Origin of the sequence: Paenibacillus sp. FSL R7-0345, from assembly GCF_038595055.1 — a bacterium.
Classification (GTDB): Bacteria; Bacillota; Bacilli; order Paenibacillales; family Paenibacillaceae; genus Paenibacillus_AQ.
The window spans coordinates 5085007-5098354 of record NZ_CP152002.1; the positions used below are offsets into that span (position 1 = coordinate 5085007).

12 protein-coding genes are annotated in these 13348 nt (G+C 51.9%); 3 read left to right on the top strand and 9 right to left on the bottom strand.

Going from position 1 to position 13348, the window contains the following annotated elements; genetic code table 11:
- Window positions 1-27: 27 nt before the first annotated feature.
- The gene (locus NST84_RS22035) at window positions 28-903 is read right to left on the bottom strand and encodes a cation diffusion facilitator family transporter (RefSeq protein WP_342562282.1); all 876 of its coding nucleotides are present in this window, start codon (window positions 901-903) and stop codon (window positions 28-30) included.
- 188 nt (window positions 904-1091) lie between these two features.
- Window positions 1092-2306 carry an MFS transporter gene (locus NST84_RS22040; protein ID WP_342562283.1) on the bottom strand — a complete coding sequence of 405 codons (1215 nt, stop codon included), beginning with the start codon at window positions 2304-2306 and terminating at the stop codon, window positions 1092-1094.
- A gap of 81 nt (window positions 2307-2387) precedes the next feature.
- Here NST84_RS22040 and NST84_RS22045 point away from each other — a divergent pair, with 81 nt between their 5' ends.
- On the top strand, window positions 2388-3215 hold the full coding sequence (locus NST84_RS22045; protein WP_342562284.1) for a MerR family transcriptional regulator: 828 nt from the start codon (window positions 2388-2390) through the stop codon (window positions 3213-3215).
- Here the strand turns inward: NST84_RS22045 and NST84_RS22050 are convergent.
- Window positions 3203-4777: a sugar hydrolase gene (locus NST84_RS22050; RefSeq protein ID WP_342562285.1), complete on the bottom strand. Its 1575-nt coding sequence runs from the start codon at window positions 4775-4777 to the stop codon at window positions 3203-3205. The genes NST84_RS22045 and NST84_RS22050 overlap by 13 nt on opposite strands.
- A 148-nt stretch (window positions 4778-4925) precedes the next feature.
- On the opposite strand from NST84_RS22050, the gene NST84_RS22055 reads away from it, so the two are divergent.
- Window positions 4926-5912, top strand: coding sequence for a helix-turn-helix domain-containing protein (locus NST84_RS22055; protein WP_342562286.1), 987 nt, complete (start codon window positions 4926-4928; stop codon window positions 5910-5912).
- Between the two features lie 147 nt (window positions 5913-6059).
- Here NST84_RS22055 and NST84_RS22060 read toward each other — a convergent pair whose 3' ends face one another.
- The 4 genes from NST84_RS22060 to NST84_RS22075 form a co-directional block, all read right to left on the bottom strand.
- Window positions 6060-6767: a Crp/Fnr family transcriptional regulator gene (locus NST84_RS22060; RefSeq protein ID WP_342562287.1), complete on the bottom strand. Its 708-nt coding sequence runs from the start codon at window positions 6765-6767 to the stop codon at window positions 6060-6062.
- A 20-nt stretch (window positions 6768-6787) separates the two neighbouring features.
- Complete coding sequence (gene rd / locus NST84_RS22065; RefSeq protein WP_042179145.1) at window positions 6788-6967, bottom strand: rubredoxin; 180 nt, start codon at window positions 6965-6967, stop codon at window positions 6788-6790.
- 951 nt (window positions 6968-7918) lie between these two features.
- Complete coding sequence (locus tag NST84_RS22070; protein WP_342562288.1) at window positions 7919-9136, bottom strand: FAD-dependent oxidoreductase; 1218 nt, start codon at window positions 9134-9136, stop codon at window positions 7919-7921.
- Between the two features lie 14 nt (window positions 9137-9150).
- Window positions 9151-10389 carry an FprA family A-type flavoprotein gene (locus NST84_RS22075; protein ID WP_342562289.1) on the bottom strand — a complete coding sequence of 413 codons (1239 nt, stop codon included), beginning with the start codon at window positions 10387-10389 and terminating at the stop codon, window positions 9151-9153.
- Window positions 10390-10711: 322 nt separating this feature from the next.
- Here NST84_RS22075 and NST84_RS22080 point away from each other — a divergent pair, with 322 nt between their 5' ends.
- On the top strand, window positions 10712-11602 hold the full coding sequence (locus NST84_RS22080) for a DMT family transporter (protein ID WP_342562290.1): 891 nt from the start codon (window positions 10712-10714) through the stop codon (window positions 11600-11602).
- Window positions 11603-11678: 76 nt separating this feature from the next.
- On the opposite strand, the gene NST84_RS22085 is transcribed toward NST84_RS22080, so the two are convergent.
- On the bottom strand, window positions 11679-12815 hold the full coding sequence (locus NST84_RS22085; protein ID WP_342562291.1) for a DUF4179 domain-containing protein: 1137 nt from the start codon (window positions 12813-12815) through the stop codon (window positions 11679-11681).
- Entirely contained in the window at window positions 12808-13335 is a 528-nt protein-coding gene (locus tag NST84_RS22090; protein WP_342562292.1) for a sigma-70 family RNA polymerase sigma factor, read from the bottom strand. Before NST84_RS22090 ends, NST84_RS22085 begins: the two co-directional genes overlap by 8 nt.
- Window positions 13336-13348: the final 13 nt, after the last annotated feature.

Here is a 13348-nt window from a genome sequence, read left to right on the forward strand (position 1 = left end):
TCCATTAAAAAAAGCCCCTTGCGGGGCTTACTTTGACGGCTCATAATGCACATGAACCTCTAGGACTTCTGCGGATTTCTTTAGCTCATTCTCCACATTAGTGGCAACGTTATGGGCTTCCTGAAAACCCAGGCCGCTTTTGATCGACAGGACGACATCGACTACAGCATTGCTTCCATAGTTTCTGGCCCGCAGCTCCTTAACCTCCTCCACACCTTCAACCTGTTCCACAGTCTCCCTGAACGTATGGATAATCGTTTCATCGAACCCGTCCGATAAGTGGTGGGAGGCATCCCGGAAGATATCCCACGCTGTTTTGCAGATAATGAACCCGACCAGAACCGCTGTTACCGGATCAAGCCACGGAAGGTTAAACTGGGAGCCGATGATTCCGATTACCGCACCGATACTCACAAGGGCATCTGAAAAATTATCCTTGGCGGCGGCCATAACAGCCTGGCTTCTGATTGCAAGCGCAAGCCGCTTATTATACCGGTAGACAAAATACATCACGACCGCACAGAACAGCCCTGTCCACACCGAGATCAGATCCGGCGCTTCTCCTCTGCCCTTAAAGACAGAAGCAACCGCCGTGATCAGAACCTGTAGTCCGACTGCCATCATTATAAAGGAAGCTATTAATGAAGCTATTGTTTCCGACTTCCAGTGGCCGTACGGATGGTCCGCATCTGCCGGCCGCTGTGCCAGCTTCAGTCCGATCAGCACCGCGATGGAAGCTACAATATCCGTTGCATTGTTCAGGCCGTCTGCCTTAAGGGCTTCCGAACCCGATACATTGCCAATTATCAGTTTAAGAGCCGATAGACAGATATAAGCGATAATGCTTATAACAGCCCCGCGTTCGCCCATTTTTAAATTTTCATAACGCTGCTGCTGCTCCATTTTCCGTTTCTCCCCTCAGCCCGCACCCGCATTGTTTTATACTAGCAGACGCAATTTGAGTGGGTCTAGAGAAACGTTTTTCGACGCGGGACGAATAATGTCACTTGGTAAAGAAGCTTGCCCCCGCGCAAAAGGGTTGCAGCGGAGCATGATTGGGTTTCAGAAAACAGTACATTTAGAAACGGACTTTAACTAAACTTCAAGCGCAATGTAAATACAACACAGCCAGCCGTAAGGGCCGCCGCTATGAAGTAAGCTCCCATCAGATCGAGCTGAGCCACAATAAATCCGGAGGAGGCGCTGCCCAGCAGCATACCTCCCATCATCAGCGGAATGATAATCCCGTTGGTTCTGCCGATATATTCTTCCCTGATCTCCTGAATCATCATGGCGCTGAAGGATACCTGGAAGCAGGCTGTGGCTATGCCGGATAACACTCTCGCACTTCCTGTCAGTACAGGCCAGACCGACAGCACCTCAATAACGGTTATTGCCGCCCATATGATCATGATTACTGTGATAACCCCGCGTCTGTAGCGGGTTATTTGTGCTGTAAGCATGGCGGCCAAGAGACCGCCCGCAAGCATTCCCACGCCCTCGGCGGCTGCGAACCACTGCACGCTTTCTTTGGGCAGGCCCAGACGGTTCATCGTAACAAAGACATCCAGCGGTTGGGTTACTCCCATCGCCAGACCCGAGATGAGAAACATAACCGCAATCAGCTTCAGGTTGGCATGCCCAAGCACATAGCGGAAGCCTTCCTTGATATCTTTAAGCGGTGAACTCTTCTCCGTCCGCTGCTCTCTGCCCGATGTCGGCAGGAACAGCTGAATTCCGGCTGCCAGAGTAAAGATCAGGAACAAAGCAATAATTGACGATTGTATGCCGAGCTGAGTATAGACTAACGTTCCGAGCATCGGGCCGAAAATCGTGAATAAGGCCATCAGACTCTGGTTGATCCCGACGGCCGTTCCTACCTCCTCTGCAGGGATATGTTTTTTGAAAAGCACTGCAGAAGACGGCTGGGAAAACTGGCTGACAATCGCCGAGATCACAGTAGCTGCGAACACCGCCTGCCATACCCCTCCGGCAACCAGCCCAAGGATCAGCAGCATCGATAATGCGCTCAAGATGTCACCGAGAATGACTGTTTTTTTCGGATTCCAGCGGTCGGCAAAGGTCCCTCCGATTAAAGAAAATACAAAGATAGGCAGATACTCCAGTGCAGTAAGCATGGATACAGCTGTCGGATTGTTCCCGGTCTGATCCATAATGTAAAACAGCAAAGCCATATTCCGGATCCAGATTCCTGCCTGCTGCAGCAGATCCGCCGTGGCGACAATTAGAAATACTCTGTTTCTGATAAGGTTATTCATAAGGCACCCCTGGCTGATTTTTGACATTTGCTTTTGTCAGTACAACGACTTTAAACTATAGGGTAACCCGATAGTCAAGACCATCAGACCAGAGAAAGGGGAACCGGCATGTCCGCCATGACGCCAAAATATTTTACAACCAGCGAAATCGCCAAGACCTGCGGAGTGACGAAGCACACGCTTTTTCACTATGACGAAATCGGGCTGTTGAAGCCGGAATTTGTGAACCCGAAAGGCTACCGCTACTATACACTCCAGCAGTGCTATACACTTGAGATCATCAGTGTGCTGAAGAAAGCCGGCAGTTCTCTGAAGGAGATCAAGGATTTTCTCGATAACCAGAATACAGACCGGTTCGTCAGCCTGATTCAGCAAAAGCAGCGTGAGCTTGAACTGGAGCTGAACCGGATGCAGCGGATTCAAAGCTTTTTGGACGGTGCCCTGCAAATGACCGAAAACGCACAAAAAGCACCACTGGATACTCCGGCTATTGAGGAGCAGCAGGCTGCTTATTTTATAACAACACCCATTAACCCAAACATCAGTGATCACGAGTATGCCCGTAAGTTCAGCGAACACCGCATCTATTGTGAAGAGCATCTGATTATGCATGAGCTGCCGTTCTGGTCCATCGTTGATCAGGAGCAGCTCCAATCGGAGGAATATTATCCAGGCCACATTGCCAGCAAGCTTCCTGGACCAGCCCAGAGAGACAACATCATCGTGAAGCCGCAGGGGCTGTACGCGGTCATGGACCATCAAGGAGGCTATGAGACACTGGAGACCACTTATGCTGCGTTAAAAGAGTTCATCCAAGTTAGCGGCCTGGTTATAAGCGGCGCTGCGTACGAGATGGATCTGTACAACTATTTCACCGAAGAAAATCCGGATCAGTTTGTGATCCGGATTTCGGTTAACGTATGTTACAGCCCGTAATGACGGATCAGATAAGCCGGTGTGCAGCTCCAGGCATGACAGTAGCTGTTGATTAGATAGCTTCCGTAAGGAGAAAAGTTTTTGTCGGCAGGATCGTAGAGCTCCCAGAAGGTATCTGCCCCGTCGGCCAGCATCCCGCCCCAATAGGATTTTAAATGAGCCGCCGCTTCCTCCCTGCATCCGGTTACCAGCAGCGCCTCCACCAGATGATGGTGCATATACGGCGTGGTTAAGCCGATGTCCGGCCGGGAGCTGAGCAGGTGCAGCATAAGCTGCTTGTTCTGCTCTTCCGGCAGCACTCCGGCTAATGCACACCAGATCTGGCTTGCCCAGGAAATCTGCCGGCCCGCACCGCTGACAAAAAAGCCTGCGTCCGCATCCCATAAAGAGTCCACAGCTGCTTGAGTGGTCTTGGTAAGCTCTGTGGAAAAAGCAGAGCTGCTGTCACAGCCAACCTGTTCAGCCAGCTGAATGGCTTTTTTGAGCGTATAGATTAAGATCGCATGCGATGAGGCCTGCTTGTTCAGCTGCGGATGCCAGTCAATGAATGACCACCATGTCTCCTGGTCCTGCACCAGCCCCTGGTCATCCAGCTGCTCAAGCGCCAGTTCAACCTGTTTGCGGGCTGTCGGCCAAAGCTCCTTAAGTGTGTCTTCATCCCCGGAAGCCATATAATAATCGAACAGTGTGGTTGTGAAAAACAGGGAATAATCGAATAAATACGTATCGTCAGCGATGATCGCAGGCTCGATGAACAAATTCGCAGACACCCTGCCCTGCTCGTCCGGCACTCCGGCGAACAAATACAGGCAGCGCTTGACCAGCTCCATGTTGCGGAACGTTTCATAATTGGCCAGCGCCTCCAGGCGCAGATCACCCAGCCATAAACGACGGTCGCGCTTCGGGCCGTCTTCGAACACATCCTGCATGCAATCCTCTAAGGTCCGGATGCTGACGCGGTCGATTTCTTTTAATGTTTCATCCGAATGCCCCAATGGCTGTACCGCAGAAGCATCTGCAGAGGTCACTGTAGTACAGATAATGTCCTCAAAAGCCACCCGGTATTTAGCGGATGTAGCCAGCACCTCAATCTTCAGGTAACGGAAGCTGTAACGCCGCGGAAGCTCGATCCGCCGGGGCAGCACATCCACAAACAACGTTTCCTCCTGCAGCCAGGAGCTGCTGATCCATCCCTCATATTCTGCAAACGGCTCGGCCATTTCTACCGGCATTTCCCCGAGGGTCAGCTTGAGCTTCAACGGAGCATCCGGCGGGCTGCCTACCGGCCGTACGCAGAACGATACATACCCGACCCGGTGATCGCCGAAATCAAGGATGAAGGAATCACCTGTGCCAAAATCCTGCTCCGGCAGGGATTCAGTCCCTGTAATTGCGCGGGCCGCCCAGCCGTGAATCGCCTCTTCATCCCTGACCACTTCAGCCAGCCGCTCCGGCAGTACCTGCTGCTTGAACAGCTCCGGTTTGAGCCGCTCAGCCTCATTAATGAATGCTTCAACAGGTACAATTACTGCCTGTACTGCCTGCATTTTCGCTTCTCCCATTGTTTAGACACTCCTTTTTTGATGAACTTGATAGTTTATATTAAAGCGCTTCCGGTAAGGCAGGACAATTGCTGAAGCACATGACTTTTTATTCTTTTTACAGGTATACTGTGGATATGAATAGGATTGATGGGAGAGGGAATGAAGGATGGATCATCGGGAACTGGACGGTTATTTGCGCAGCTTGAATGAGGTGGAGCAGGAGCAGCAGCGGACCGGAAACAACATTAATGATATATGGCCTTTGGAGCGGGAGGGCACGGACTTGGAGTACTTCCGGATGCCGGCGGATGCTTTTTTCCAGGAGGGTCCTGTGCATATCCGCAAGCATAACCGGTTCGCCCCCATGCCGCTGCATCTGCACAATTTTATAGAGATGAACTATATTTACTCCGGCCGCTGCATTCAGTGGATTAACGGGCAACGGATTGAGCTGGAAGAAGGTCAAGCCTGCCTGCTGGATACCGATGTGCTGCACAGTATTGAGCCGATGGGTGAAAATGATATTCTCGTCAACATCCTGATAAAGCCCGAAGTATTCCGGAACGCGCTGAGCCGGTTTAGCGAGAACGGGATTTTGTCTCATTTTATGGTCAATGCCTTATCGGAAAGCACCAACCATAACCGCTACATCCTATTCGAATCACAGGCACACGCTACCTTCCAGCTGTTCATCAAAAATATGATGTGTGAGGCGTTCGAGCCGCAGCTCTACTCCCGGGAGATGATTATCCAATACCTGATGATCAGCCTGACCGAGCTCATGCGAGTCTTCACTTACCACACCAATCAGGACCACCTGCACCCGGAAGCCAAAGTCAGCCTGATTCAGGTGCTCAACTATATTGAGCTGCATTATAAAGACTGCTCACTGGCCGGGCTTGCCGCTGAATTCAGCTACAACGCCAACTATCTGGGTAACCTGCTGAAGCAGAAGACCGGCAAAACCTTTATGGAGCTGGTCAAAAGCCAGCGGATGCTGCACGCCGCCTCCCTGCTCGCTAACACAGAGCACAGCATCGAGACGATTGCCCGCGAGGTAGGCTATCAGAGCCCCGGCTTCTTTTACCGGACCTTTGCCGAGACGTACCAGTGCACGCCGTCCCGGTACCGGCGGGAGCGGGCGGGGGATTAGGGTGCTGGGGGCCCGCCCCCGGCCAAAGCAAAAAAACCTTGATTGCTCAAGGTTTGTGTACCACAGCCGGCTTATACCCGAAATCCGGTATCGCCGTCCATCGCAGGCGAAGCTCCAGACATGCTGTCTATTTATCCCATAGTCCGGCTAGTCTGTATACTTTTCCAGTGACGGCCGGTCCTTTACGATCAGCTGCTTGTTGCCGACCAGCTCGATCAGGCCCAGATCCTCGAACCGGGCGAATTTGCGGCTGATCGTCTCGCGGGTAACACCCACGTAACTTGCCAGCTCCTCGCGGGAGAGCGGCAGCTTGATCGCAAGGCCGCCGCTGCGCGGCTTGCCGTACTTATCACCCAGCTCCAGAATCATATGGGCGATCCGGATCTCCGGGTCCTTCGTCGCCAGACTCTGGGCCAGATTCTCCGTATGGGCCAGCCGCTTGGCGACGGTCTTCAGCAGCTTGATGGTAATGTCCGGATTCTCGGCCATCAGCTGCTCCATAGCTGTCCGGGTCAGCAGGCAGATCGCCGTCTCGGTAAGTGCATAGGCGCTGAAATTGCTCAGCTCCTCGCTGCTCAGGATATTCAGCTCGCCAAAAAATTCCCCGCTGCTCAGCACATGCAGAATCTGCTCTTTGCCCTGCGGCGTCATTTTGGACAGCTTCACCTGTCCCTGCTGGATAATAAACAGCGTGTCAGTCGGCTGCTCCTCCATTATCAGCGCCTGGCCTTTGGCGTATTTCCGGTGCCTGATCATCGCGCTGATCCGCGAGAGCTCCCCGTCACTGAGCGAGGCGAAGATCGGAACTTTGCGGGTACACGGCTCCGCAGCATTTTTACAGGAATGTTCCGGCATTCTGTATCCCTCCTTGGTTTCTAGGAAACGATCCGCTTCTGCGCCACCGGTTCAAAGTGCGTGGTGTCCTCCCCGCATACCGGGCAGACCCAGTCCTCCGGCAGATCCTCAAACGCCGTACCTGGCTCCACATCCTCATCGGGATCTCCGAGCGCCGGATCATAAATATAGCCGCAAGGCTTGCAAATGTATTTGGTCATTGTTTATTCCTCCTGAAAAATATAATTAAAAGGACTATTTAGATTGAACTAATAATATTGCTGTTTTGGGATTGCATGTGACTCCAGAGAATATTTGGACTTCCAGCCGCTGTTGTCTGCAGATTTCTTGATCATACCCGCTGTTCGCGGTGGAAATCCGCAGCAAGCCTATGCTTCCGATGCGAGCTTTTCTCCGAAAAGCTTTCAGCCGGTCGCTACCGCTCCTCCAGCTCCAAAATTCTCCTCCGCCACTCGTTCCTTAACATAAATTCTTAAGTTCAATTATATAGTTGGATTTTCGGCACTTAATTCCATCATTTCTCAACTTTTATAATCATTAGTTGGAAAAACAGCACTTAGTTTAGGCTAAAAACCCCTTTTGGAGCAATAATGGTATAATTAAGTAGCATTTTTCCACCTAGATTCCTTGAACCGGTAGTTAGCCATGTATTAGATGTCATTTTTCCACTTAGTTTGGTTAGCCGCCGCTTATAGGGGCATTTCCGCACCGTGATAATCAACATAGATGTATTCTGTACAACTAAATCGGCTATTTTCTGCCCGAGCCGGCACTTAGATGTATTCTGTACACTTAAATCTCCCGAAAAAGTCCAATTTACGCGATCCGGCCCATTTTAGGTGCACAGAATACACTTATAGAGCGCAAGCATACGACGACGCGGGAATTTAGTTGTACAAACTACAGTTAAGCTACGTTGGCCAGTCCTCCTCACAACAGTTAGAGCCAGCCTAACCACGTACTATGGACCTTTCCGCTTACCTTGATTACAAAACCAGCAAAAGTTACATTTAGCCGCGGCCCCATTATTCCACTACTCCACGGCTTCACTATTCACTATTCCACTACTCCACTACGCCGCAACTCCACTACATTGCGACCTCACACTTCACCATTCCACAACGCCGCGACTCCATTACTTCACTATTCTCTTACTCCACCAGCGCAGCAATCCCGCCAACAACCGCCTCCAGATTGCCGCCCGCCACATCCAGTCCCTCCAGGCTCACGCCATGTTCCACCGCTGCTTTATACAGCAGCGACGCTGCCGCGCTGTCCCAGGCGAGTGCCCCGGCCAGCCGGTTGTCCTTGACGTAAATCCGCGTGTACACGCCATTTACATCACCCGCCAACGACAAGTCACACTGCCGTTCATCCGTGTTCCCGATCGAGAACAGCGAGCTGCCAAAAGCGTTAAACAGCGTCAGCGGAACCGGCCGGCGGTAATCCGCCGGGTCTGCTGCAGCCATGTTCATACCGGCTACTTTGCCCTGTTCGATCGCTCCGCCCCACAGTCCCTCAACCAAGCCATCCAGCTCGGCAATGTCGCCGGCGGCATAGATATGGGGAGCACTCGTCTCCAGATGACGGTTGACCAGCACGCCTGAGCGGATCTGTATCCCTGTCTCCCGCACAAGCTCCGTATTCGGCACGATGCCGATGGAGTACACGACGTGTTCGCAAGGAATTTCCGTTCCATCGTCCAGCGTTACGCCGGAGACTGCTACATCTCCGTTAACCGCAGTGACTCCGGCATGAAGCTTAACCTCCACACCAGCCTGCGCCAGAATCTGGCGCAGCCGCTCCGACGAAGCTTCATCCAGCTGCCGGGCCATCAGGCGCGGGGCGGCCTCGACAACCGTCACCGGATAACCGGCCTCATGCAGCGCCCAGGCTGTCTCCAGCCCCTGTACCCCGCCGCCGATGACAACGGTGCGCCGCCCGGCGGTCAGCTCTGCTTTTAAACGGTCAGCATCACCCAGATCCCGGATCGTGTGGACATTATGCAGTCCGGCACCGCCTACAGCCAGCGCCCGGTTCCGGGCCCCCATGCAGAGCAGCAGCTTATGATACGTTACCCGCCGGCCGTCCGCCGTCTCTACCTCCTGCGCCTCCGGATGGATCGAAGCAATCCGGCTGGCAGTGTGCAAAGTGATCCGGTTATCGCGGTACCACTTTTCTTTCTTGATCAGCACCTTGTCGCTGTGCAGGTCGCTGAACAAGCCCTTGGTCAGCTTGATCCGGTTATAGGGCAGGTGGCTCTCCTCACCAAAAATCGTAATCTCCGACTCCGCATCCTGATCGCGGATCGCCTTCGCGGCATGAACCGCCGCTACACCGCTGCCCACAATAACATAATGTTTGTTCATCCCGGTCGGCCCCCTTAGATTGCGCTTAGCAGCAGGTCAGAGACAAATTCGGCGGCGTTCTTGATCTTCTGAGTCTTCTCGGCCTCTTTCGGGGAGAAGCGGACGCGGATCGGGAACTCCACATGCGTCATGCCGGTGGACTTGATTACGTCAGAAGTGCTTTGTACGGTCATATTGGTGCCGTTCAGGTAATCCTGGATGACCTCAATCGCTTCACCACTCCAGCCGTAAGAGCCAAAGGCCGCTGCCAGCTTGCCTTCCAGATTCATAAGCTGCAGCTCCTTGAGCAGCGGCTCCAGATTGCCGATCATATCGGCGTAACGGGTCGAGCTGCCGATGAAGACAGCGTCCGCCGCGTCGATGCTGTCCAGCATAACGGCCATATCGCTTTTATCCGCATCCCATACGGTTGCTTCGATCCCGTTCTCCTGCAGCGTAGCCTGCAGAATGCCGGCCATTTTCTTCGTATTATTCTTAATGGTGGTGTATACAATGGCCGCTTTCTTGCCCTGCGTCGTTTCCCGGCTCAGCTCGGCATACAGATCAATATATTTGCGGATGTTCTCGCGGATCAGAAACCCGTGCGAAGGGGCAATCATGTCAATCTCCAGATCCTTGACCGCCTCCATCAGCGTTCTTACATATCTTCTGTGCGGGTGGATAATGGCGCTATAGTACCCTATGAAATCCTCTGTAATGTCAAAACCGGCTTCATCGCTGAACAGCTTCTCCACAGCAACATGGGTACTGAAAATGTCACACGGGTACAATATTTTATCTTCTATACAATAAGTGATCATGGTTTCAGCGGTATGCAGGTAAGGGGTCTCCTTGAACAGCAGCGTTTTGCCGCCGATATCCAGCGTATCCCCGTCCCGAACCACCAGGTACTTACGGCTGTACAGCTTGTACATTTCCTGAATCTCCGGCACCGCAATCTCTGTGCATACAATAGTAGCGTTAGTTGCCCGCATTGCCAGCGCCGCAAGGCCGCCCGAGTGATCAGGCTCTGTATGGTTAATTACGATGTACGCAATATCCAGCGGATCAATCAGCTCTGCCATCCGGTCCGCATATTCACGGCCAAACTCCATATCCACGGTATCGATAACCGTCGGCTTGCCGGTTTTCAGCAAATAGGAATTGTAAGTCGTCCCCTTCGCCAGAATCAGCCGGTGGAACGGCACCTCGCGGTTATCGATTTTTCCTACCCAATACGTATCCTTGGCAATCTTTATATCAGCAATGTTCATCTCTCTTCGCCCTCCAATTTGATCTTGTTTCTCTATCAGCACCCTCATTCTATAACGGGCACCGGGGTCAAAAGGAGGATTCTAATCAAATTTTGAAAAGTTAAAAAAAGCGGGGATTACAATTTTGAATATACACTTTTTGCGGGCAGTCGGTGTGTCTGAGGTCACGTTAGACGGGGGAAAGAATACATTTAAAATTTTCCTGAAAATCTATCTTTTCTATTTGGATAAAGCGGAGTATACTGATTGAGGAAAATTGGTCCTGCGCGTTCCTGCACACTGAAATTCCCTATCTACTCTATAAAAAAGGAAGCGTGTTAAGTTGAACAAGTATAAGGCCAATCTTCTGGTGTTGCTCATTACCCTTGGATGGGGATCTTCCTATCTGTTTATGAAAATGGGCCTGGATTCCATGGAAGAATTCAATCTGCTTGCCCTGCGCTTTGGGATCGCTTTTCTGGTGACCGGACTGGTATTCTGGAGGCGCCTGCGCAAGATTGATAAAACTACGATCGGGTATGGTGCAATGCTTGGAGCCATTTTGCTCTGGGTGTGCGTCTCCATTTTGTTTGGCCTCAAAACGACCACCACCTCTAACGCCGGCTTTCTCGTCGGGCTTACCGTTGTTTTTGTACCTATATTAAGTGTCGTTCTCTTCCGTAAAAAGCTTGCGCTGAGCCACATCGTCGGTGCACTGATCGCAATTACCGGCATCGGGATGCTGACCTTAAATAACAAGCTGCAGATGCACCCGGGCGATATTCTCTGCATTTCCAGCGGACTCAGTAATGCATTGTTTATCCTGATCTCCGGCGCAGCAGTCAAAAAAACGGATTCCATAAACGTTGGTATTGTGTCCTTAGGCTTCACCGCGGTGTTCGCCCTGATCTTCTCCTTTATCTTCGAGTCTCCGGTTCTTCCCGGAACCTTCAGCGGATGGACCTCGATACTGGCGCTCAGCCTGGTCTGCAGTGCCTTCTGCTTTATCGCCCAGGCGGTGTCCCTGAAATATATCGCACCTGTACAGCTGGGACTTATGTATGCGCTGGAGCCGATTTTTGCCGCGGTAATCGCGTTTATGTTTGCCGGTGAGCGTCTGACTATGCAGGGATATATCGGGGCAATGCTGGTGGTAGGCGGAATTCTGGTGTCCCAGTGGCTGGAGCAGCGGAAAAAGCTTCCTGCCGGCGGAGCGCAGCCTGTTTCGCACTAACCATTTTCATTAAAAGCATGCAAAGGGGCATACCCAGGCAGCCAATTCATGGCTTACGGGTATGCCCCTTTTTTTGTTATTTTGCCGCAGGAAGCTCGATCTTCTGCTCCAGTCCCTTAATGAACTGCTTCTCCTTCACAGTCTCCGCAAAATCATCCTCTATTATATAAGGCTTTAACAGCAGATAAGAGGTGGTTCCGGAAGTTGTTGCATATCTCGCATCGAAGCTGAGTGCGTTGGCAGCATACTGCCCGTCCCCGTTCAGGGCCGGAAGCTGGCGTCCCTGATCGTCATAAACGGCAAGCCGGATCTTGTTCAGCCGTTGTTCTTCCTTCTCTGTTAGTGTATCTGCGTTGAACAAGGCTATGGAATATTGTACACGGGTCGTCAAAGGAGTACTCTGCAGTTCCGCCACTGTAACAGACAGCTCGTCATTAGCGGACAGAGCCTCAGGCTGCACATTGATGATGTCTTCGGTTGTTTTTTTGAAGGGAATATCCAGCTTGAATTCGTGGTCGATACCTTCCAGAGCAAGAATGGCTTCAGCCGTAAAGGTATCAGGGACGGTACTGCTGCCGGATGTTTCAAACACCTCTTCAAAGATCAGCATATCCGGATGGGCTTCACCGGCGCCTGTATAATAACCGCCCTGCAGGATAGAGCCGGGGTCACCCTGCTGTTTGCCGTCTACCGTGAGCGTCAGATTGCTAATGGCATCGCTGAGCTTCACCTTCTTTTTACCGGTATCAAACTCGCCGTTCTTCAGATTTGGAGCCTCTACCTTCAGCAGAAAAGCTGCCCGGCTGCCATCAAAGACGGTTTCGGTAACCTCAAGCTTCACATCCTGATATGACACTTCACTATTCACGCTGGAGGCCAGCCCGAGGCCGCCGGCGTTCCGCAGGCCAATGTCTCCTTCAATCGAGCTGAACAGGCTTCCGATGAGCGGTATGCTTTTGATCGAATCCGCCATAGCCGGGGATACGAAGCCGGAAGCGAACAGGCCTGCTCCCAGAACAAAAGCTGCTGCTGTAGCAGAACTCAACCGGCGGAGCTTCGACTGCGGTTTCCTTCTGCGTCCGGCCGGCTGCTCCGGCAGTGAAGCATAAGTCTCATCAAGACGGGCACGGACAAGCGGAGAGATGGGCATACCTGCAGCTGCATTTCCCTCCTTCAATCCTTTGAATTCCTGATCCAGGTTAAACTTATCCATAATTTATCGTCCCCTCTTGGTTAATTGTAAAAACCTTCAGCAATGCTTCTCTCGCTCTCGCAAGCCGCATTTTTACCGCGCTCTCTGAAATCTCAAGCACACTGGCGATCTGCCGCAGCGGCAGGTCTTCAAAATAATGCAGGATGACCACAATCCTCATCTTCTCTTCCAGGCGTTCCACAGCCTCTCTCAGATCAACCTTGTCATATTCATTGGAAGGAGAGGCCGACTCCGGGACCTCTGCGTAGATAACAGTTTGGGAACGGCGCGACAAGATGGAGTTGCATTCGTTCATCAGAATCCGGAACATCCAGGTTTTGATGAACTGGGGCTCACGCAGGGAATGTATTGATTTGTAAGCCTTCAAAATCGTTTCCTGCAGCGCATCCGCTACATCCTCTTCCTTGCCCAGCATTGATTTGCCCATATAATACAAGGAATTCTCCAGCTGTTTAACCAGGCTGATAAAAGCTTTACGGTCGCCCGCTTTGGCCTGAACCGTAAGATTGGCTAAATCCAATGTCATACACTCC